The sequence below is a fragment of the Streptomyces sp. NBC_01446 genome (assembly GCF_026340095.1).
Lineage (GTDB): Bacteria > Actinomycetota > Actinomycetes > Streptomycetales > Streptomycetaceae > Streptomyces > Streptomyces aureus.
On record NZ_JAPEPO010000004.1, the window covers coordinates 35,442 to 57,188 of the forward strand.

Sequence of the window (21,747 nt, forward strand, 5' to 3'; positions counted from 1 at the left end):
CGGCTTCTAACGGGGATATACAAATTGTCCAGCCTGGTCGGCAGGGCCCGGCGTCGTGGTCAAAGGTCCACGACCGAGAGGGAGTCGGACGCGGCGTTCGCCACATAGGCCCGTCGGCCGTCCCGTGAGATGGTCACGCCGTGTGGAGCGCCGCCGACGGGGATCGGGGAGCCGATGACGGTCAGGCTGGCGGGATCGACCGTCAACAGCGTCTTCAGGGCGGGCATGGTGACCAGGAGACGGTGGCCGTCCGGTGACACGGCGAGGCCGTTCGGGGTGCCCGGCAGCGCGATGCGGCCGGTGACGGTCAGCGTGTCGGAGTCCACCACCAGGACGGCGTCGGAACCGGCGTCGGCGATGTAGACCCGTCCCCCGTCGGGAGCGGCCGCCACGGTGGCCGGGGCCAGGGCGTCGGTGATCGCCTCACCGACGACGGCACCGGTCCCGGTGTCGACGACCGACACGGTCCCGGACCCCGCGTCGGCCACATAGGCGCGCGTGCCGCTGGGCGCGACGGCGATCGCGGAGGGGGTGCCGCCGACCTCGACCGGTGGGTCCAGCACGGTCGACGTCGCGGTGTCCACGACGATGACGTGGCCGGTGGCCGAGTCGGCGACGTACAGCCGTTTCTCGTCGTGGCTCAACGCGATCGCCTGGGGACGGCCGCCCACGGTGATCGGTGCCCCGGCGAGCGCCGTCGTGGTCATGTCGATCACAGACACCGTGCCGGAGCCGGAGTCGGCGACATAGGCGCGCCGACCGTCCGTCGTGAGGGCCACCGCTACCGGCTTGCTGCCCACCCGCACCGGCGTCGGGGATATCTCGATCACCGAGAGGCTACCCAAACCGCTGTTGGCAACGTAGAGGCGCCGCTGGTCCGGAGACAGTGCGACGCCCCTCGGGAGGGGCCCGACGGGAACCTTCGCGATCATGGTGCGGGTCGTGGTGTCGATGACGTTGACCACGCCTGAGTCCACCGCCGTGACGAACACCTGGCGTCCGTCATCAGCAAACGCCACCCCTCCCTCCCGGCCCCGGACCATGATCAACTCCCCGACCACCGACCTGGTGTTCGTGTCAATGACCGAGACGCTGTCGGAGCCGCTGTTGATGACATAGACGGTCCGCCCGTCGGGGCTGACGGCCACGTCGTCCGGATCCCGCCCCGGCGTGCCGATGATGGAGACTTGCAGACTGATCCCGTCGAGCACCGCGACGCCTTGCGAGTGGGTGTTGGCGATGTAGATCTGCCGGCCGTCCGGCGTCACGGCCACGCCCTTGGGACGGTCGCCCACGGCCACGGGGGCGCCGAGCACCGCGAGCGGGCTCGTGGTGATCACGAGTACCGTGCCCGCCGTGAAGTCGGTGACGAAGACCCGGGTGCCGTCGGGGCTCACCGCCACCCCCTGTGCGATCTGCGGTATGGGGAGGGTTCCGGTGACCTGGCGCATTCCCGTATCGATCACCGAGAGGAGGCCGCCTCCGACGACGTACACGTGACGGCCGTCCCGGGCCATGGCCAGCGCGAACGCCCCCGGCACGGGGACGGTCCCGACGACGCTCTCCCCCTGCGTGTCGACCACGCTCACCGTGCCTGCGTCGGAGTTCAGGACGTACGCCTGCTGTCCGTCCGGCGTCACGGCGACAGCTTGGGCGCCTGCACCGGTGGCGATCTGTTCGGGCTGGGTACGGACCACGGCGACTGTGTCCGACCCGGAGCAGGTGACGCAGACACGCCGCCCGTCGGGCGATACGGCCACCGCCTCGGGGTGTGCGCCCACGGTCGCGGTGTGGGACAGGGTGGGAAAGGCCTGGAGGAATTTGTCCTCGCTTGCCGAGGCGTAACCGCGCTGGCCGTCCGGTGTCAGCGCCAGCCGGAGCGGGGCTCCCCGGAGCGCGATTCTCCGAAGCTCGGACAGGGAGGCTGTGTCGACGACGACGATCCCGCCCGCGAAGGCGTCGGCGACGTAGGCCCGACGACCATCCGGTGACACCAGGACGTCGGTGGGAAACCCGCCCATTGGGAGGGTCGCGGTCACCGTGCGGGAGGCGGCGTCGATGACAGTGAGGGTGTTCGACTCCGGTCCGGCAGCGAAGACCATACGGCCGTCCGGTGATATGGCCACGCCCTGGATGCCACTGGCGACCGGGATCGGGGTGCCAACAACGGTGTCGGTCGCGGTGTCGATGACTGCGACGGCGCTCCCGAGCCCCACGTAGACGGGGCCGCCTGGCACTGGGGAGGCACCGACGGCGATGGTGCTGTCGTGGAAGGTGATCGTACGAATGACCGTATCTGCGGCGGTGTCGATCACGGACACCGCTTCGGCGGCCTGTGCGACATAGACCCGCCGACCGTCGGGGGTGACCGCGAGTTCGATGGGGCGTGCGCCGATGGCGACGGTGCGCACGAAGGCCTTGGCGGCGGTGTCGACGACGTGGACGGCGTTGGTCGTCGGGCTGGCGACGTACAGGCGTCGGCCGTCGGGGGTGAGTGCGACGACGTCGGCATCGCCGAGGGCTACCGTGCCCGTCACCCGGTTGTCGCCGGTGTCCAGGAAGACGAGGGTGCCATCGTCGAGTGAGATGTAGAGGGAACGACCGTCCGGAGAGATAGCCAGCGCGCCCGGTCTGTGGTCGAGGGCGACGACGGCGGGGAAGGTATCGATCACTCGTCCAGCATGGGCGCGGTCAGGGACGCCCGCAATCGGGACGGAACCCCCTCACGGACCGCATACCGACGGCGTTCAGCAATCGAACGTGGCCAGGCTGTTACAGGCCACGTTGGTGACCCAGGCGCGACGGCCGTCGGCGGAGACAGTGACCCCGTGCGGCACGCTCCTGACCGGGGTGGGGTCCCCCCAGGAGGCTCAGTGTGGCGGTGTCGGCCTGGGCCAGGGACCCGGCTGCGGGCAGTCGGCCGCGACGCGCACACCGCCGATCTGTGGACCTGGCTCATCATCGCCGCCCACATCCAGCTCCGCCTCGCCCGCCCGCTCGCCGAAGACCTCCGCCGCCCCTGGGAACGGCCAACCGACCCCGTGTCCTAGCGGCCGTGTTCGACGAACGCAACCAGCGGATGATGCCCGAAGGTCTTCTTCCAGGTCGCGGTGGCGTTCTGCTTCTCGGAGTGGGCCAGGACCGACACCCCCTCGATGTCCACGACCATTTTGTCTTCCGCGTCCGGGCCGCCTTGCGGGCCAACCGCCAGACAAGGTTGCGGAGTTCGGCCCGTGCACGCCGGATCGCGGCGAGCAAGCGCACACGGCCCGGTGCCGGCCAATGTGTCGATCAGGCGGGAGACGGTGGGTTGGAGGTCACCGAGCCGAATCTCCCCGTTTCGCGTCCACGCCTTCCCGGCGTGCGCCGCGAGGGCGCACGCCGCGAAGCCCACCTGGTCGGCAGGGCCCGGCGTCGTGGTCAAAGGTCCACGACCGAGAGGGAGTCGGACGCGGCGTTCGCCACATAGGCCCGTCGGCCGTCCCGTGAGATGGTCACGCCGTGTGGAGCGCCGCCGACGGGGATCGGGGAGCCGATGACGGTCAGGCTGGCGGGATCGACCGTCAACAGCGTCTTCAGGGCGGGCATGGTGACCAGGAGACGGTGGCCGTCCGGTGACACGGCGAGGCCGTTCGGGGTGCCCGGCAGCGCGATGCGGCCGGTGACGGTCAGCGTGTCGGAGTCCACCACCAGGACGGCGTCGGAACCGGCGTCGGCGATGTAGACCCGTCCCCCGTCGGGAGCGGCCGCCACGGTGGCCGGGGCCAGGGCGTCGGTGATCGCCTCACCGACGACGGCACCGGTCCCGGTGTCGACGACCGACACGGTCCCGGACCCCGCGTCGGCCACATAGGCGCGCGTGCCGCTGGGCGCGACGGCGATCGCGGAGGGGGTGCCGCCGACCTCGACCGGTGGGTCCAGCACGGTCGACGTCGCGGTGTCCACGACGATGACGTGGCCGGTGGCCGAGTCGGCGACGTACAGCCGTTTCTCGTCGTGGCTCAACGCGATCGCCTGGGGACGGCCGCCCACGGTGATCGGTGCCCCGGCGAGCGCCGTCGTGGTCATGTCGATCACAGACACCGTGCCGGAGCCGGAGTCGGCGACATAGGCGCGCCGACCGTCCGTCGTGAGGGCCACCGCTACCGGCTTGCTGCCCACCCGCACCGGCGTCGGGGATATCTCGATCACCGAGAGGGTGTCGGAGCGGTTGTTGGCGACGTAGAGCCGGCGCTGGTCCGGAGACTGTGCGACGTCCGTCGGGAGGGACCCGACGGGAACCTTCGCGATCACGGTGCGGGTCGTGGTGTCGATGACGCTGACCGAGCAGGAGTTCCGTGCCGTGACGAACAGGTGGCGTCCGTCGCCGCCGACCGTCACCCCCTGCGGGCTACGCGGGACCGAGATTGGCTCCCCGACCACCGTCCGGGTGTTCGTGTCGATGACGGAGACGCTGTCGGATTCGAGGTTGGTGACGTAGACGGTCCGCCCGTCCGGGCTCATCGCCAAGCAAGACGGGAACTGCCCCACGGCGATCACGGCGGAGACCTGCAGGCTGAGCCCGTCTATCACCGCGACGTTGTTGCTGCTGGTATTGACGACGTAGATCTGTCGACCGTCCGGGGTCACGGCCACGCTCTGCAGGCCGCTGTCACCACCGACGGCGACAGGGCCGCCGAGCACCGCAAGCGGGCTCGTCGTGATCACGACGACGGTCCCCGTCGACGAGTCGGTGACGAACAGGCGGGTGCCGTCGCGGGTCACGGCCACCCCCTGCGCGCCCTCCGGCACGGAGAGGGTTTCGGTTACCTGGCGCGTCCCCGTGTCGATCACCGAGAGGAGGCCGCCTCCGACGACGTACACGTGACGGCCGTCCCGGGCCATGGCCAGCGCGACCCCGGGTGCAGGGACGGTGGCAACGACGCTCTCGCCCTGCGTGTCGACCACGCTCACCGTGTCCTCGGCGGAGTTCACGACGTACGCCTGCTGTCCGTCCGGCGTCACGGCGACAGCGCTCGCACCCGCACCGGTGGCGATCTGCGCGTCCTGGGTACGGACCACGGCGACCGCGTCCGCTCCGGTGCAGGCGACGTAGACCCGCCGCTCGTCGGGCGATACGGCCACCGCCTCCGGGCGAGCGCCCACGGTCGCCGTGCGCGTGTGGGTGGGGAACTGCTGGAGGGAGCCAGGCTTGAGGGCCGCGGCGTAGCCACGCAGACCGTCCGGGGTCAGGGCCAGCCGGAACGGGGCCCCCTGAAGCGGGTTTCTCCGCAGCTCGGAGAAGGTCGCGGTGTCGATGACGGAGATCGCGTCCGCGTCGAATGCGGCGACGAAGGCCCGACGACCGTCCGGCGACACCACGACGTCGAGAGGGCCACCGGGAACCGGGATTTTCGTGATCAGTGTGCGAGTGGCCGCGTCGACGACGGCGACCGACTCGATTTCGCCGCCGGCGGCGAAGACCAGGCGGCCGTCCGGTGACACTGCCGTGCTCACGATTTCCACGTCGACCGGGACCGGGGTGCCCACCACGGTGTCGGTCGCAGTGTCGATGACCGCGATGTTGACGGTGTCCATGGCCACGTAGACGGGGCCGCCGGCCACCGGGGAGGCCACGAGTCCGGAGACGTCGCCGCTGAGGGGGATCGTACGGATCACCGTGTCCGCGGCGGTATCGATCACGGACACTGCCTGGTTGTCCTGGGCGACATAGACCCGCCGGCCGCCGTGGGTGACCGCGAGTTCGCGGGGCTGTGCGCCGACGGCGACGGTGCGCAGGAGGGTCCTGGTGGTGGTGTCGACGACGTGGACGGCGTTGGCCGTCGGGCTGCTGACGTACAGGCGGCCGTCGGGGGTGGGGGCGACGAAACCGCCTTCGCTCAGGGCGACCGTGCCCGTCGTCCGGTTGTCGACGGTGTCCAGGAAGAGGAGGGTGCCGTCGGTCAGCAAGACGTAGAGGGAACGGCCGTCCGGAGAGATCGCCAGCGCGTCCGGTTGGTGGGCGAGGGCGACGACGGCGGGCAGGGAATCGATCACTTCTTCAGCATGGGCACGGCCGGTGATGCCCGCAATCCGGGGCGCCCCCCGCCCCAAGGTCTGCGTACCAACGGACGTTCAGCAATCAACTACCGCCAGGGAGTTGGAGGCGGCGTTGGTGACCCACGCGCGGTGTGTCGACGGCCGTGACCGTGCCCGCGTCGGGCTGCGCCATGTAGAACAGGCGGCGCGACGCTGTCGCTCGGCGCTTCCGAGTCGCTCATAGACGCGGCGCCCGTCGGGGAATGGGGCCGGTGCTCGAAGTCGGCACGTCTTCAGAATGAAACCGGGCCGTCGGCTCTGCAATCTCGCAGGTCCACCGCATCCTCAATGGTGTACGAGAGTCACGAGCTTCAAAGGTCTACGAGAGTCACGGTGCCCGAGCCCGCGTTCGTCACGTAGGCCACCAGGCCGTCGGGCGCGACGGCGACCCGGTGCGGCGCCGCGCCCACCGGGATCGGTGGCTCGCGCAGCTGTAGGGTCGCGGTGTCGATCACTGCGAGGGCGCCGAGCGCGGGGAGGGCGGCCATGAGGCTCCGCCCGTCCGGGCCCAGGGCGAGGCCCTGCGGGGCCGCGGGCAGGTCGGCGCGGCCGGTCACCGCGAGCGTGGCGGTGTCCGTGCTGAGCACCGCGTCCTGGCCGGGGTCGGCGACGAAAAGGCGGCCTCCGTCCGCGGTGACCACCAGAGCGGAGGGTGCGACCCCGACCGGGGCGGGTGCGCCGGTCACCTGGCCGAGGGCCGTGTCGATCACCGAGACCGTGCCCGAGCCGGAGTCCGTCACATAGAGGTGCGCGCCGTCGGGCGAGAGCGCCAGGTCCGCCGGAATGCCGCCGACCGGGATCGGCCGGCCCGCCACGGCGCCGGTGGCCGTGTCGATGACGACGACATCGCCGGAGGCCTGGTCAGCCGCGTACAGGCGGCTGCCGTCCGAACTGACGGCTACGGCCTGCGGGCGGCCGCCCACGGCGATCGCCGGGCCGGTGGTGTGCGGAAGCGAGGCGAGATCGATCACGGACACGGTGCCGTCCGAGGAGCCGGCGACGTAGGCGCGCTGCCCGTCCGGGGCCGGCACGACGTCCAGGGGCCGGCCGCCGACGGGTACCTGCGTCACGTTGGTGTCGACAGCGGTGACCACCTCCGCCTCGGAGCCGAGGACATAGGCGCGTCCCCCGTCCGGGCTCAGGGCCAGCGCCGCCGGGAACGGGCCGGCGGGCAGGAACTCCAGGGAGGTACGCGTGGCGGTGTCGACGACCTCGACGGCTCCGGCCCCGGCGGAGGCGACGTAGAGCCGTCGGCCGTCCGGGCCGACCGCACAGGCCTGCGGGGTCCGGTGAACGGGGATGGCGTCCCCGGTCAGGGTCCGGGAGACCGCGTCGACGACTCTGATGGTGTTGGCGCTCGGACAACTGAGGTACACGTGCCGTGCGTCGGGACTCACGCACACGTACTCAGGTCCGTCGGGCACCTCGATGGTGGCGGTCACCGTGAGGCTCACGGTGTCGACGACGGTGACGCCAGTATCGGAGTTGCAGACGAACGCCTGTCTGCCGTCGAGGCTCACCGCCAGCGCGGGCGTGTTGGAGCCCACCGGCACCGGCGCGCCGACGACGGTGAGCTGAGCGGTGTCGACCACGAGGAGCGAGTTGGTCGCCGCGTCCGTGACGTAGACATGTCGGCCGTCCGGGCCGACCGCGACGGCCGTGGGGCTCCCCACCGGGAGGGTGCCGGTGACCCGGGCCGTGGCCACCTCGATCGCGGACAGCGCGCCGGAGCCCGCCACGTACACATGTCTGCCGTCCTTGGAGGCCGCCACCGACTGCGCGGCCATGACCGGGACCGTGGCGGTCACCGTGCCGGTGCGGGTGTCGATCAGCGACACGTCGTTCGAGCCGGTGTTGGCGACGAAGAGCGTCCCGCCGTCCGGCGACACGTCGATCGCCACGGGTGCCTGTCCCGCGGTGAACTGTGTTTCGCCCGTGCTCATCACCGCGAGCGCGTCCGCACCCGTGGTGGCGACCAGAAGCCGCCGGCCGTCGGGCGAGAGGGCCACGCCCTCGGGCTGTGGTCCCACGGGCCGGGAGAAGGTCCGGGTGTCGAAAGGCACCACGAGCTTGGTCCGGAATCCCGCGGCGTAAGCCCGGTGCCCGTCCGGGGTGCGCACCATCTCGGCGGGCGGCCCGCCGACCGGGATCGTACGGACGACCACCAGCCGTTCGGTGTCGATCACGGAGACGGAGTCATCCTCCGCGTTGGAGACGTACAGGCGTCTGCCGTCCGCCGACATCAGCGTCTCCTTGGGGAAGTCGCCGACAGGGATCGTGGTCAGTACGGTGCCGGAGGCGGGCTCGACCACGGAGACGGTGCCGTCCTGGCCGTGCACCACGAACACCCGCCGACCGTCCGGGGACACCGCCAGGGCACGGGGGAACGGCATGACGGCGATCGGCGGCATCGCCAGCGGCGTGTCGGTCTCCGCGTCGATCACCCGGAGGGTCCCCCCGGTCAGGTCAGTCACGTACACCTGACGGCCGTCGGGGGCGATGGCGACGCCGAGCAGGTCGCCTCCGAGGCCGATGGTACGGATCACCTGGCCGCTCGCCGTGTCCACCACCGCGACCTGGCCGACGTCGTTGTAGGTGATGTACAGGCGGGTGCCCGGGGGTGTCAGCGCCATTTTCAGTGGTGCGGCGTCCAGGGCGACCGTTTCGACGATGGTGTCGGTGCGGGTGTCGAACACGAAGAGTTGGTTGCCCGGGTCGCCGGCGACGTAGAGCCGGTCCCCGTGGGGGCTCATGACGGCTGCTCTTGCGCCTGGGCAGGCCAGCTTCGCGATGACCGAGTGGCTCGTGGTGTCGACCACGAACACCGCTCCGGTGTCGTCGGGGCTCGTGAAGTACAGGCGCCGGCCGTCCGGTGCGATGGCCGCGCCGAACGGCCGCAGGTCGAGCGGGATCGGGGCGGTGCTGGGGTTCACCATCTGCCCACCGTGAAGTCCGTCCGCCGACCGGTGGGCGCCGACACCCCGGGCGCGGCCAGTCGGCTCCGGTCCGTCGCCGGAACGTGTGAAGCCGCGGCGGGCGGCGTGTCGGCCGCGACCGGCGCTGGTACTTCGTCTGTGCTGCGGCGGGCGCCGCATGCCGCGCGAGGACCGGAGGGAGATCTGATGCGATTTCGCGACCGCATCTTGCTGCGCCTGCTCGATGCGGGGGAATGCGCAGCCCTCCTGACGCCCGAGGTGGGTGACCGGCTGCTGCACGCGGCGTTCACCGCCGAGGAGGCGACGGTCGGGCCCGTCACCGGGGTGCAGGCACGGCAGGTGGCCCTCATGCCCACCTCCGGAGTGGTGCAGCCCGTCGAGGCCCACATGCACGGCGTGCAGTCGGGCCAGCAGTGGCGGTTGGCCGCCCAACTGCCACTCGCCGGGCCCGTGGTGGGCGCCGACGCGCGGCTGGATCTGACGCTGCTGGCGCCCCTGTCCGGGGTACGCACCTCGATCACCCAGGCCGAGATGCGGGACCTGCGAGGCATCGCCGACCTCGACGCGGTGGACGCGCGCATCGTGGCGGAGGACGGCGCCCTGCCGGCGCCGGGCGAGGCGCTTCAGCAGCGGCGGCTGAGCGCGCTCATCGCCTCTCTGGAGGACCGGTTCACGACCAGCGGCGAGGCGCCCCTGGGCACCCTGCTCCGCAGCCGACCACTCACCTTCGAACAGCTGCTGGCGGAACTCAGCCCACCGCGCAGGCCGCAACGGCTGAGCCTGAACTTCGTGGAGGACTCCACGAAGCCACCCGCACCGGCCGACTTCCCGGTGCAGTGCCTCGGCTTCGCCGTCGACGAGCCCTTCGGCGATCTGGCCGCGCGGCTCGCCGAGATCCAGACCGGCAGGGCGCGGGCCGCGCCACATGCCGAACCTCCGCGGCCACCGGTCGGCACAGCCGTACGGACACCGCTGCCGGCCCTGATGTTCTTCCCGCAGGCCGCCCTGGACGAGCCCGACCTGCCGGGGACGGCTCAGGGGCCCAACCCGGCCGACACCGCCGGCGTGCGCACCGCCCGCCTCGACGAACTCGCCCTCCGGCTCCGGCCCCTCGGCATCGTGCCGGTGGCGGTGCCCTGACCGCACGGGAGTGCCCACGATGGCCCCAACCGACGAGATCGCACCCGAGTACCCGTACATCAACGTCACCATCGACACTCGGGGCATGCAGCCGCTGGCCCGCCGCGCCACGGGCAACATCGCCATCGTCGGCGCGCCCGGCACGGGGGTCACCGTCACGCCCAACATCCCCGTACAGATCGGCAGCGAAGCCGAGGCGCGTGAGCATTTCGCCGTCGTCGACACCAAGACGCGCGCGGTCACGAGCGCGGGGCCGCTCTACCGCGCCCTGTGTGCCGCGCTGCTCCAGGATCCGGCGCCGTCGCGCGTCTACGCCGTTCCCACCGGCCCCGTGGAGACCCCGCCCGGCGGGGGCGGCCCGGGCGGGGAGCAGCCCGCTGCTGCGGCACCTGACTACGACGCCGCGCTGAAGGCGACGGAGTCCCTGCCCGTGCAGCTGGTGTGCCTGGCCGGCGAGACCGGCGTGGACCAGCTCAAGCGGCTCAAGGAGCACGTGGACAACGTCAGCGAGGCGGGCTCCGCCCGGATGGGGGTCGGCATGGTCGACCCCGACCTCCCTCTCGACCCCACCGACGAGGACAGGGCCACCTTCGCCGCGGCTGCCGCCAGCACGTACACGGACGTCAAGAGCGGCTCCAGCCGGATGATCCTGGTCGCCGCGCGCGTGGAGAAGGACAAGGAGACCGGTGAACAGCCCGATGTGGCCGCCGCAGTGACCGGCGCCATCGCCGGGTACCCCCCGCACGCGAGCGTGCTGATGAAGCAGGTCCGCGGTTTCGGGATCCCGCTGGCCCGGCAGTTCAGTGGTACGGAGATCAAGAACCTGGCCGAGAAGCTGATCATCCCGGTCATCGACCCCGAACTCATCCCCGGCGAGGGGCTGTTCCTCGGCTCCGGGCACTGTTTCACGACGGAAACCTCGAAGCTGTTCGTCGACATCGTCCGGGTCCTGGACCACATCGAGTTCCAGCTCAAGGCCGGACTGATCGGCTCGATCGGCGAGACCCGCATCGACCGACTCGGCATGCAGGGCCTGAAGTCGCGCATCAACGGCATCCTCAGCCCCCTCCTCACATCCGGGATCATCGCCGGCTACACGATCGACATTCCGCTGCTGCCGGTCCTGGAGGCGGAGGAGTCCGCCCGCACGCCCGGACAGACCAGCACCCTGAGCAGCGCGCGCCGGGACCGCACGGTCGAGGTGCTGCTCTCCGTCACCTACGCCGGCGCCGTGCACTTCCTCGACATCAACCTCGCGCTCAAGGCCTGAGTCCACCGGAGGACGCTGTGACCACTCCTGCACCCGCATCGAGCGACTGGACGCAGTCGCGGCTCGCCGTCATCGTGGAGGGGCAGACCGCGCATCCGCTGACCCCCGTGGACTCCTTCGCCCCCCAGTTCAACCTGGGCGGGGAGGTCATCCACTCCCTCGAAGCCACCCACGTCGGCTACGTCGCCCATCCGGCCAACTTCACCTTCACCATGACCGTGAAGGCGATCGGCGGCGCGTCCGCCTCGCTCACCCAACTGGCGATGAGAGGGCAGGAGTTCTCCATCGGGCTGTACGAGGCCAAGGGGAGCACCGGCCAGTGGGACTTCAAGTCCATCCTTTTCAACAAGTGCCTCATCACCTCGGCCAACCCGTCCAACGCGGTTCCCAACGCTGCGCCCACCGCGACGTTCTCCGGCGTCGCCCGCGAGGCCGTGGTCGACGACGGCATTGAGCGCACGCTGCCTACCCCCATCACCTGACAGCGCCGCGGCGCGGACGGCAACCATGATTCCGGCGCACCCAGGAGGACCCGATGAACGACCCGACCGGACAACCGGACGGCACCCGGCCTGACGGCCACGGCGCCGAGCCGTGGGGCGGCCGCGTCCGGCAGACCGGCACCGCTCTGGTACGCCGGGACGAACTGGTCGTGCCCCTGGAGGGCAGTCAGGCCGAACTGGCCCTCGCCGGACAGGACGGCCGGCACGACATCCACGTACATCTGCCGGTGACCGTCGAGGTCGTCGGCGCACTCGACTCGCTCGCGATCCGCGACGCGGTCGACGACGCGCTGCGCCGCGTCCGCCATGCCATGGACGCGTACACCGAGCGGGGCTGAAAGGTGTCTTTGCACGTGCACGTCCCCATCCGGGTCACCCTCGTGGAACCGGTCACCGGGCACGAACTGACGCTCCTGGAGCGGGCGGTCGGCGACGCCTGCCGCACCGCCCTGCTCACCGCGCGCCGCGAGGTCCTGGACGTGCGCGGATCGGGGCGCCGAATCGTTGTCGACCGCCCGGATCCGGTCTTCACCGGCCGACCGGCCCCACAGGAGCTGCGGGAGCGCGCCGCTCGGGCGGCCACCCGGGGCGTGACCGCCGGGATCTCGGCGTCGGGCCTGCTGCGACGCTGGCCGGCGCCGTCCGTGCGCGCCGAGCCGTTCGACGCGTCGCGGCTGGGACGGGACGAGGACGGGGCCACCTACCGGACCCCCTCCTACGACCGGCCCGGCAAGGAGGAGGCCGTCCGGTTCTTCCATCAGCGGGGCGACAGGCCGGCCCCGGGATCGTTGCGGCCCGCCGCCGGGACCGTCCTGACGGTCAACGAAGCCGCTGCGGTCGCCTGGAGCGAACACCTAGACCGGTCGGGCGCCGTGTGGCAGCCGGAGATCCATGGCTGCCCCGGCTACGCGGGACTGGTGAGCGCCGAGGGCCGGCAGCGGCGCGCTCTGGTGTGGATCAGCGACGTGACCGCCATCGATCCGGTCGGGCAGCTGCCGAAGGGCAGTTATCGCGAGAACTGGCAGGAGCTGGACTTGCTGACATGGCAGCCGCGCCCGGGGGGCCGCGTCGGGTTCCGCCAGGCCACGGTCACCGGCGGCCTGGCCCCGTATCACGACCTGGAGCGCACCGAGCGCCAGGGCACGGTGGAGGAGATCGAGAAGCTGATCACGGAGCTGCTCGACGCGGGCCACGAACCGGCCGGCCATCCCCTCCGCCAGGCCGCCGCCCGGCGCCGCTATGCCGAACTGATGCTGGGCGGGGCCAGGGAGCCGACGGTTCTGTTCCGCCTGCACGGCGATCGCCGGATGTTCGCAGTGCTGAAGGCCACGACTCCCTCGCCGATCCGTTTCGTCACCGCCCTGCCACCGGCCGGCCTGGAATCGAGGGCAGCGTCGCCCGGCTCCGGACCGGCTGCCTCCGGCCGTAGGCCCGCATCCGGTACCCCGGCCGCCTCCGGATCCGGGACCAAGGCCGCACCCGCACCGGCCCGCGCCCCCGTGCCCGGGACCAGGCTCGGCCCTACGCCCAAGCCCAAGCCCGCGCCGGCAGCACCCGCACCCGGGACCAAGCCTGCGGTCCCGGCCAAGCCCGAGCGCGGGGCCACACCGCCGGGCACCACGAAGCCTGAGCCACAGCCCGGTTCCGCGTCCCCGCCCGGACCCGGGGTCCCCGCCCCACCACCGACTCCGGGCGAGGCTCGGCCCGAGCGCGCCGTACCCGGTGCCGAGGACGCCGGCGGGGCCGCAGCGGGCGGCTCGCTCCCCGAAGGGCCGGAACGCGTCTGGCCGGGGACGGACGCCCCGGGCGAGGACGTGGTGTGCGCCGCGTACGAGGGCGAACCGGCGTTGACCGCGCTCGTCAGCCGCCAGGACGCGCTCGCCCAGAACATGCGGCGCGTCGCGCGCCTGCTCGACGTCGATGAGTGCGCCCATCCGGGTATGTTCACCCTGAACTGCGCGAGGGCGGTCGCCGTCCGCGCCCGCGGAGTGGGGCTGGCCTCCGTGCGCAGCCCGGTGACGACCCAGGTGGCTGTGCGGGCCGACGGCGGGGGCAACAACGGCTTCGTCGACGTCCGTCCCGGCCAGGCGCCCGAGGTCGAGCAGCTGCGCATCCTGGCCCGGGCGGTCGCCCTGCTGCGCCGGCTGGCCGACGACATCGTCGCGGCCTACCAACTCGCGGAGAACGCCCCGCTGATCCGGCCGCACCCCGGCACTCCCGGGCCGCAGGCAGCGGCCTGGGCCCTGCGGTTTCTCACGGACGTGCACGGCGTGCTGTCCGACAGCTGCATGCACCTGTACGCGGAGACCTGCCGCGTCCTGCTGCTCCAGCAGCTGCGCTCCTCGGGGGCCGCGATCGCTCAGCGCCGGGGGCCGAACGCCGAAGAGACCCTGGACCACTTCGCCCGTGTCCTGGACATCCTCGGCGGCAGCGCGGTGAAACTGCTGGTGCTGCGCAGGGCCGTACGGCATGCCGAGCGGATCGGAGCGATCGGAACGGTGCGAGAGGTGCTGTCCCGGCGACAGACCAGGTATCACGCGGGCGATCACGAGTACGACTACGCCAAACCCGCCCCCATCGGCGAGGTGAACCCCCGTACGCTGTCCGAACTCGTCGACGCCCGGATCGAACGCCGGGGCACCGGCTACGCGGCGGTGGAGGGCGGCCGGGTCTGGACGCCTGAGGATCTGGAAAGGGGCATCCTCTCCCGGCGCACTCTGGTCAACCAGGTCGACCCGCTCTACTTCCAGGTGGAGGACATCGAGCGGGTGTTTGCCTCGGCCCAGGGCGACCCCGGCTTCCTGCGGCGCCATCTCACGGAGCTGCTGGGCACGTTGGCCGCGGCCAACGAGGAGATGACACGCAAGGCCACGGAGGCGCACAGTGGCGCCTTCTTCGCCCTGGAGGCATCCCAGTTCGTGGCCCGGACGGGCGGAAAGGACGCCCGCGGGCTGTGGTTCGCGCTGTCGGGCATCCACGCGATGTCGGACGACGAACTGCGGCCTTACGCGGGAGACGTCCCGGAGTACGCGGAGGGGGTGAACCTCGCGATCGGCCGGAAGGCGGGCTTCGACGCGGTCAAGCAGGTGTTCGCCACCGCGGGGATCACTGTGCTCGCCCTGCTGTGCGCTCCCCTGGGGGCGGCGCTCGCCGGAGCAGTCACCTCGGCGGTGAGTCTGGGCCTGGCCGTGCACGAGAACCTGGGGGCGCAGGAGAAAGTGGGGCTGTACCGCGCCCTGGAGGATCCCGAGGCGCTCCAGCGGTGGCAGGACGTGGAGTTGGCCGAACTGATGGCGTTGATCGGCCTCGCCTTCTCCGTCTTCGACGTGGGCAGTGTCGCCGGGGGTGCGACGGCGATCGCTCGCGGGGCGACCGAGGCCCTGCAGCTGGGCCGGCAGGCCGGTGCGCGGGCCGCGGTGAGCACGGTGGCCGGGAGCGCTCGGCGCACCATCGTGGCCGATACGACCGAGCAGATGCTCAGGCACGCCCTGCGCGAGGCCGTGACGGCCTTCGCCGTGACGCAGGTGATGGACGTGCTCGCGGCCCGCGTGCTCGGCCCCGTGGTCACGGACTGGGCCCGTGAACAGGGGCTGCTGCACGGGACGTCGGACCGGCCGGGAGAAGGGGGCGCCTGATGGCCACGCTCGGCACTGCGGGCGTCGACCGGGGCGCCCTGCTGGAGCAGCTGCAGCGCTGGGGTCGTACAAGTCCCGAGATGCAGGGGATCATCCGGGTGCTGGGCGCTGCGCACGGCGGGAGCAGGGCCGAGGAGCTCGCATACGACCTGGCCAGGGTCCTGCTGATGCGCGCGGTGGGGGTGCACGAGCGCCGGCTCGACGTCACGTGCGGCACCCTGCACGACGTACTGAACAGACTCTTGGGAGACCGGGAGGCGCTGCGCGGGGCAGGGAGCGCGGCACGCGGCGCCGCGGCGCGGGAGGCGGACCTACGGACGCTGGTCTCCGCCCTGGACGAGCTGCGGACGCTGGAACAGACGGTCACCTGGATGCTGGGCGACAGCGAGCACGATCTGCGGACGGCCGTACGCAGTCAACTTCAGACGGCGGCGGGCCCCTCGCGCTCGTCCGCTCCCGTGCCCGAGCCGAGTGCCCGGGCCGTCCGTCCCGGCGGCGCGGGCACCACCGCGCCGCGTCCGGCACCGGGGACCGGAGAGGCGGCCGTGGCGGCCGGCAGGCGCCTGTTCGAGGCGATCGAGGCGCATCCGCCCGCGCCGAAGCGGGCCGGCCGCACCGGCCCCCACAAGCCGTACACGGCCGAGCAGTTGGGCCGGCAGTCGAAGGAGGTCAGCGCGGCGGCGCTGGCGTTGGTGGACGCCTTCCGGGCCGAGCACGGGGACCGGGCGGTCGCCGCCGCGGTCCGGAACATCCTGGCCGGTGCCGACGATCTGGTGGAGCGCAACCGGATGGCCATCGCGGTGCTGGTCGCCCATGGCCGGCTCAGGCCGGGACGTGCCGTCCCCCGGCGCGGGCCGCAGTATCGGGCCGGCGCCTATCAGGAGAAGGTGACCGGAACTCCCTTCGAATGCACCGGAGTTCTGCCCGCTCCGGTGGGGTCCTTCGAGACGGTCAGCATCGGCGGCATCGTCAACGGCTGGGTGCGGGAGGCAAAGCACACGCAGGCGCTGCTCTCGGAGTCGGGCCGCCCTCTGCGTGGCCGAGGCGGCCGGCCCTGGCAGCAGCACCGGACCGCGGACGTCGTGACCGAGATGCGCGGGCAGCCGCCGCTGACGGCGCGTGAACTGATCGCCGGGTACGAGGAGAAGGCAGGCATGCCGCTCGCCGCCGAGATGGAGCGCCAGCTCGTCTTCGCCCAGGACAACGGGCTGTACGGGGTGGAGTGGGTCACCAACTCGCCGGAGCTCAGGGACGAGTTCGAGCGGATCTTTACCTCCGAGGTGGGCACGCCCCGCTCGGCTGTGCGGATGTACTTCTCGGTGGTGAGGGACTGATGACCTCCTCCTCCCGGCTCGACGAGTTCCAGAGCCTGCCCGCGGCCATCATCACCGACGGCCTGCTGGCCGTACCGCTGTTCGCGGTGCAGCGGCTATCGCTGAGCGAGCGCTACACGCTGCCGCCGATCGGGACCCCCTCGTTCCGGGCCGCGGTGGGCAACGCCACGGAGACGGCCTCCCTGACGGCCCTGCTCATCGGGCCCCAGCGGCATGCCTGGATGCAGGCCCTGAAGCTGATGGCCGACTTCGCCAAACGCGGCGGAGCCCTCGGCCGCTTCACCGGTGGCAGGTACGCGGGGCTGGTGCTCGCGACCCGGATGGCGGTGCGCATGAACATGCACGTGACCGACCTGTCCTTCACGGCGTCGCCGCAACGCCTGGACACCACCGAGGTCACTATCGGACTGCATCAGGTGGCGCCGCCGGGTCCCGTCGACCTCCTCGTCGACGCGGGCGCCCTGGCGGCCTCGACCTTGACGGAGTTCCTGTGACGCGCGTCCTGCCCGCCGGGTACAGCCCGCTGCCGTTCAACCCCGCGCTCGGCCTGCCCCAGCAGGTTCAGGTCACGGCCGGCGGCCGGGCCCTCACCGTCAGCCTCGTCGCCATGACCGCCGACCTCGTGGCCACACTGACCATGGAGCCCACCGCGCTGGTCGTGGAGGGGGCGCAGGAGGAGGCCCGCCGCCCGACGTCCGCCGCGGACGCCCGGGCGGCTCTGGCCGCGCCGCCGCCGGAGAGTCTGACGACCGCCGCCGTGCGGCCGTATGTCGTCGTCGTGGACGCGGGCAGGGTGATCGGCTCGGCGCCCGTCGTCGTGGGGCGCCCGATGCCGTTCGGGACTTCCGCGAGCAGCAGCCTGCTGCTCGAAGTCCTTTTCCTCGATCTCCGGCTCGCGGCCGGTTCGCTGGTACAGCCCGGTGACGTGGGCAGCCGCGTTCTGGCAGGCGTACGGCTCCCGGCGGCCGACAGCCCGGTCCGGATCCGCCAGCCCGAGCACCCCGAAGGAGATCCATATGACCTTCTCGACTGACACGGCCGCCGGCCAGGTGGTCGGCTTCCAGGCCGGATGGGCCCTGGTCTTCCGCAAGGACAACGGCAAGGGCTTCCCGGACGAAAGCGCCCCCGCGCTCCGGCTGTCCCACGCCGACTACCCGGCCGAGCTCGCGATCGAGGCCGACAACAACCTGCGCGGAGCGACGTTCGACATCACCGTGGACGGCATGCGGGACCGCGACTACGACGCGATCGCCCACGGCGAGTACATGCACGTGGAGATCCGTCTCGGCTGGTGGGATCGCGGACTGGGCTTCGTACAGGCGGCCCTAGCGGCCGTCGGAGCCGTCCTGCCGGGCGCCCCGGGAGGCGAGAAGGACGGCCTCGAGACGGTCCTGCACGGCCGGGTCCTCAGAGTGGAGCGCGCCCACGGCGAGTTCACCTACCGGGCCAGGTTCTCGGGCATCGACTCCGCCTTCCACCGCATGCGGTGCCGGAAGCCGCAGCATCCCATCAACCCCAAGCTGCGCACCGTGATCGGGTACGCGACGGAACTGTGCGTGACGGACACCGCGGTCGGTATCCCGGTCGACGGCGAGGGCCAGGACATTCCGGTCGAGCGCAAACTCGAGGCCGGCGCCGCCCAGTCCGTGGTGGAGCTCCTCGGGCAGGTGGCCCAGCTCACCCACGGCGGCCCCGAGCGGTTCAAGGTGCCGATGTTCCTGCGTCTGGGCCGGCTGCACGTGGGGCGCGCGAAGGGCAAGGTCAAGGACGGCCACCGCTGGGAACTGACACCGCAGACCGGGCTGGTGGAGAGCCGTCCGCTGATCGAGCCCGACCCGGACGCGATGCTGCTGGGCTCACCTTTCGCCACGCCGAAGGTGCGGCGCTTCATCCTCACCCTCCTCGGCCGCCCGGACATTGCCGTCGGCGACGTGGTACGCGCCGATCTGCCCAACCCTTCGCCTGCCGGCCTGACCGGCACGCTGGCGACTTCGGCGATCGGCCCGCTGGGCGATGTCTTCACCGGCCCAAACGACCGAAACCCCCTCGACTACACCGTCGTCGGCTTCGTGCACAAGCTTGGTCCGGCCACGGGCTTCGTCACCCGGCTCACCGTGCAGTGCGGGCCCGCCGACGACCGCCCGGCTCTGGGCACGCGGTCGGGCAGCAGCGACGAGGCGTCCCGGCTCGCGGCCGCCCTCGCCGAAGAGCGCCGGCAGGCTGCGGCCGAGCGCCGCACCCACGAGGTGGGAATGGTCCGCAGACAGGACGTCGCCGCCACCTTCCGCGACGGCCACGACGTCCCCGCCCAGTCGCTCGCCGTCGACGAAGGGCTGGCCGACACGCCCTCGCCCAACGTCCCGGCCCGGGCCGCGCCCTCGACCACACCCACCCAGCTGGTGGACAAGCCCTACCTCACCCCGTACGCCTACGGCGGGACGGGCCTCGTCGTGCCGCACTATCCCGGGATGCGCGTGATGAGCCTGCACTACCGGGAGGAGCTCCAGAACGCCGTCGTCGCCGGCGCGCTCTGGGAGGACGGCGCGGCACCGCGCTCCCACCTGGGCGACTGGTGGCTGAGTCTGCCGACGAACCTGGCTGGCACCGATGACTCGGGCGAGTCTGCCCCGGACCCGGCCTCCGCCCCCCGCCCCACTGGCCCGGCCAGCCACGACCTGATCAACGGACTGGGCAACCGGGTGATTCAGGTCGGCGGCCTGCGGATCACCGTCGGCCGGGGCCTGATGAAGCCCGTGGGCCAGCGCCCCGACGACGCCGCCGACGGGGAGCTCATCATCGAACACGCCGTCGCCAATGCCCGGATCAGCATAGACGGGCACGGCAACATCGAGATCAGCACTGACGCCAACCTCACGCTGGCCGCCGAGAAGATCACTTTCCGTACGAACTCCGTCGTGGAGGTGCCCTGATGCCGCCCGGTCCCCTCCTCGCCCCGTCCCCCGCGAGCGCGACGGCCCTCAAGCGCCGATGGCTGGGCCACGGCCTGGCCCTCGCACCGGTCGGAGCCGACAGCCTCGGGCACGATCTGGTTCTCGTCGGCGGGCGCGAACTCGCGCTGGTCGAGGGCGAGGAGAACCTGGCGCAGGACCTCGCCGTCGCGCTGCTCACTCCGCCCGGATCCGACCCGCTCCACGTGCGCTTCGGTTTCGACGGGCTGCACGTCCTCACCCAGGGCCTCACCCCTCCCCTGGCCCTGGAGATGCTGCGGCTCTCCGTGCTGCGCACGGTCTCCGCCGACTCCCGGGTGGCCGAGGTGCTCGACCTCACCCTGGAGGAGACCGGCCCTGGCACCCGCCGCTGGAAGGTGAACGTCGTGGTGCGCACCGTGGTGGGCGGGGTTGTGGAGACGGTGATCGGTGAGGTCACGGCGGATGACTGAGAGCGTGCAGACGACGGACCTGGAGGACCTGGCGCGGATCAGCGGAACCGGCAAGGCCTTCGGGATCACGCCGGAGGGGTTCGTTCCGAAACCGCTGGCGCGGCTGCTGGACGAGAAGATGGCCGCGGCGCGGGTGCTGTTCGGATCCGACGTGGATCTGACAGCGGGCAGCGCGCTGCGCAAGATCCTGGAGATCGTCGCCCTGGAGGAGGCGCGGACCTGGGTGCATCTCGGGCTCGCCTACGAGGACACCCGGGTGAGCACGGCGGTCGGTGACGCCTTGTCCCGGCTGGGCGAGGAACTGGGGCTGCCCCGCCCGCACCACCGGGCGACCGGCCAGATCCGGCTCTCCCTCGCCCAGGACCTCCCGGCCGATGTCCCCCAGCTCCCCCTCCAGCGCGGCGCCCGCCTGCTCACGGACGGGGGCCTGGAGTTCTTCGTCGACCAGGACGTGTCTCTCAGCAACGCCGTCCGCCAGGCCACCGTCCCGGTGACCGCACTGGTGCCGGGGCCGGAGTCCGACATCGACCCGCTCGGCTCCCCGGCGGACCGGATCGTGGGCTTCCGCCCGGAGGACCCCGGCACGGCGCTGCTGCGCCAACTGGCCGAACGCCTGGGCGCCCAGCCGGTGGTCGTCGAGCACACCACCGCGACCAGCGGCGGTGCGACGTACTGGAGCGACGCTCGCTACCGCGATCTGCTGCTGTCCTACCCGCGCAACGTGTGGTCCCCCGACGCCGTGCGTCTGACCGTCGCCCTCGTTCCGGGCGTGCGCCAGGTGCTGGTGAAGGACCTCTACGGGGGGCTGGACATCAACCAGCCCATCTTCGGCAGCTTCACGTTCCTGGAGCGGCTCTTCTCCCAGGAGCGCAGCCTCGGCAATCCGTACTTCTTCACCGTCCTGGTGGCGCCTGAGGAAGGCGCCATCTGGGAGCAGCTGCACGCCCAGGTGGAGGCGGCCGTAGACCAGGTCCGGCCCATCGGCATCGCCCCGCAGATCGACCGGGCGCGACAGGTGAGCGTGGGATTCACCTGCACGATCTCGGTGGAGGGGCTGCCCATCCCGGTGGGGCCGGGGGCCACCGTCCAGGCCGCCCCCGAGGCCGTCGCGCTCAAGCAGCGCATCCTCGACCGGGTACGGCGCCGGCTGCTGGCCCTGGGCATCGGCGAGCCCGTGCGCTACAGCGAGGTGATGTGGGCGGTCATGGAGGAACCGGGGGTTGTGGACGCCCGGGACCTGGTGCTGCGGCGCTATCCGCCCCAACTGTCCGCCGGTGAGCTGGCGGCCGCCGAGCCCGGCGAGGACCAGCCCGGCGCAGACCAGCCCGGCGGGAGCGGCACCGTCCCCCAGGCCCTCCGGCCGCTCCGGCCACTGGAGGACGTCCTCGTCGGCCCCACGGAGATCGCACAGCTCGTCGGCTCCCCGGACGACATCCGGATCGTGTGAGGCA

At 71.9% G+C, this 21,747-nt stretch carries 14 protein-coding genes and 1 pseudogene; 11 read left to right on the forward strand and 4 right to left on the reverse strand.

The window, feature by feature from the left end; all coding sequences use genetic code 11:
- Positions 1–59: 59 nt before the first annotated feature.
- The 4 genes and pseudogenes from OG456_RS50075 to OG456_RS50090 form a co-directional block, all read right to left on the reverse strand.
- Positions 60–2,672, reverse strand: coding sequence for a beta-propeller fold lactonase family protein (locus tag OG456_RS50075; protein WP_266571842.1), 2,613 nt, complete (start codon positions 2,670–2,672; stop codon positions 60–62).
- A 380-nt stretch (positions 2,673–3,052) separates the two neighbouring features.
- Positions 3,053–3,310 (reverse strand): annotated as a pseudogene (locus tag OG456_RS50080) (IS1380 family transposase); the annotation flags it as partial.
- Between the two features lie 110 nt (positions 3,311–3,420).
- A complete protein-coding gene (locus OG456_RS50085) occupies positions 3,421–6,036 on the reverse strand; it encodes a beta-propeller fold lactonase family protein (protein ID WP_266571843.1) in 2,616 nt (871 codons plus the stop codon).
- 353 nt (positions 6,037–6,389) lie between these two features.
- Entirely contained in the window at positions 6,390–9,014 is a 2,625-nt protein-coding gene (locus OG456_RS50090; protein ID WP_266571844.1) for a beta-propeller fold lactonase family protein, read from the reverse strand.
- Between the two features lie 186 nt (positions 9,015–9,200).
- On the opposite strand from OG456_RS50090, the gene OG456_RS50095 reads away from it, so the two are divergent.
- From OG456_RS50095 to OG456_RS50145, 11 genes are read left to right on the forward strand one after another with little or no spacing between them, the layout of a single operon-like run.
- Positions 9,201–10,154 (forward strand): hypothetical protein, encoded by a 954-nt coding sequence (locus OG456_RS50095; RefSeq protein ID WP_266571845.1) that lies wholly within the window; start codon positions 9,201–9,203, stop codon positions 10,152–10,154.
- 19 nt (positions 10,155–10,173) lie between these two features.
- Positions 10,174–11,424 carry a hypothetical protein gene (locus tag OG456_RS50100; RefSeq protein ID WP_266571846.1) on the forward strand — a complete coding sequence of 417 codons (1,251 nt, stop codon included), beginning with the start codon at positions 10,174–10,176 and terminating at the stop codon, positions 11,422–11,424.
- Between the two features lie 17 nt (positions 11,425–11,441).
- The gene (locus tag OG456_RS50105; protein ID WP_266571847.1) at positions 11,442–11,906 is read left to right on the forward strand and encodes a hypothetical protein; all 465 of its coding nucleotides are present in this window, start codon (positions 11,442–11,444) and stop codon (positions 11,904–11,906) included.
- A 53-nt stretch (positions 11,907–11,959) separates the two neighbouring features.
- Positions 11,960–12,265, forward strand: a complete 306-nt coding sequence (locus OG456_RS50110; RefSeq protein WP_266571848.1) for a hypothetical protein — start codon at positions 11,960–11,962, stop codon at positions 12,263–12,265.
- A gap of 15 nt (positions 12,266–12,280) precedes the next feature.
- The gene (locus OG456_RS50115) at positions 12,281–15,562 is read left to right on the forward strand and encodes a hypothetical protein (protein WP_266571849.1); all 3,282 of its coding nucleotides are present in this window, start codon (positions 12,281–12,283) and stop codon (positions 15,560–15,562) included.
- Positions 15,562–16,896, forward strand: coding sequence for a hypothetical protein (locus OG456_RS50120; RefSeq protein ID WP_266571850.1), 1,335 nt, complete (start codon positions 15,562–15,564; stop codon positions 16,894–16,896). The genes OG456_RS50115 and OG456_RS50120 overlap by 1 nt, the downstream gene beginning before the upstream one ends.
- On the forward strand, positions 16,896–17,390 hold the full coding sequence (locus OG456_RS50125) for a hypothetical protein (protein ID WP_266571851.1): 495 nt from the start codon (positions 16,896–16,898) through the stop codon (positions 17,388–17,390). Before OG456_RS50120 ends, OG456_RS50125 begins: the two co-directional genes overlap by 1 nt.
- Positions 17,387–17,929 (forward strand): hypothetical protein, encoded by a 543-nt coding sequence (locus OG456_RS50130; protein WP_266523966.1) that lies wholly within the window; start codon positions 17,387–17,389, stop codon positions 17,927–17,929. The genes OG456_RS50125 and OG456_RS50130 overlap by 4 nt, the downstream gene beginning before the upstream one ends.
- Positions 17,913–19,826 carry a hypothetical protein gene (locus OG456_RS50135; RefSeq protein ID WP_266571852.1) on the forward strand — a complete coding sequence of 638 codons (1,914 nt, stop codon included), beginning with the start codon at positions 17,913–17,915 and terminating at the stop codon, positions 19,824–19,826. The genes OG456_RS50130 and OG456_RS50135 overlap by 17 nt, the downstream gene beginning before the upstream one ends.
- On the forward strand, positions 19,826–20,296 hold the full coding sequence (locus OG456_RS50140; protein ID WP_266571853.1) for a hypothetical protein: 471 nt from the start codon (positions 19,826–19,828) through the stop codon (positions 20,294–20,296). Before OG456_RS50135 ends, OG456_RS50140 begins: the two co-directional genes overlap by 1 nt.
- Positions 20,289–21,743 (forward strand): baseplate J/gp47 family protein, encoded by a 1,455-nt coding sequence (locus OG456_RS50145; RefSeq protein WP_266571854.1) that lies wholly within the window; start codon positions 20,289–20,291, stop codon positions 21,741–21,743. The genes OG456_RS50140 and OG456_RS50145 overlap by 8 nt, the downstream gene beginning before the upstream one ends.
- The last annotated feature ends 4 nt before the right edge of the window (positions 21,744–21,747 follow it).

Coding starts and splice junctions, on each gene's coding strand:
- OG456_RS50140 (WP_266571853.1), top strand. CDS start 19,826: ATGCCGCCCGGTCCCCTCCTCGCCCCGTCCCCCGCGAGCGCGACGGCC.
- OG456_RS50090 (WP_266571844.1), bottom strand. CDS start 9,014: ATGGTGAACCCCAGCACCGCCCCGATCCCGCTCGACCTGCGGCCGTTC.
- OG456_RS50125 (WP_266571851.1), top strand. CDS start 16,896: ATGACCTCCTCCTCCCGGCTCGACGAGTTCCAGAGCCTGCCCGCGGCC.
- OG456_RS50095 (WP_266571845.1), top strand. CDS start 9,201: ATGCGATTTCGCGACCGCATCTTGCTGCGCCTGCTCGATGCGGGGGAA.
- OG456_RS50120 (WP_266571850.1), top strand. CDS start 15,562: ATGGCCACGCTCGGCACTGCGGGCGTCGACCGGGGCGCCCTGCTGGAG.
- OG456_RS50100 (WP_266571846.1), top strand. CDS start 10,174: ATGGCCCCAACCGACGAGATCGCACCCGAGTACCCGTACATCAACGTC.
- OG456_RS50135 (WP_266571852.1), top strand. CDS start 17,913: ATGACCTTCTCGACTGACACGGCCGCCGGCCAGGTGGTCGGCTTCCAG.
- OG456_RS50110 (WP_266571848.1), top strand. CDS start 11,960: ATGAACGACCCGACCGGACAACCGGACGGCACCCGGCCTGACGGCCAC.
- OG456_RS50145 (WP_266571854.1), top strand. CDS start 20,289: ATGACTGAGAGCGTGCAGACGACGGACCTGGAGGACCTGGCGCGGATC.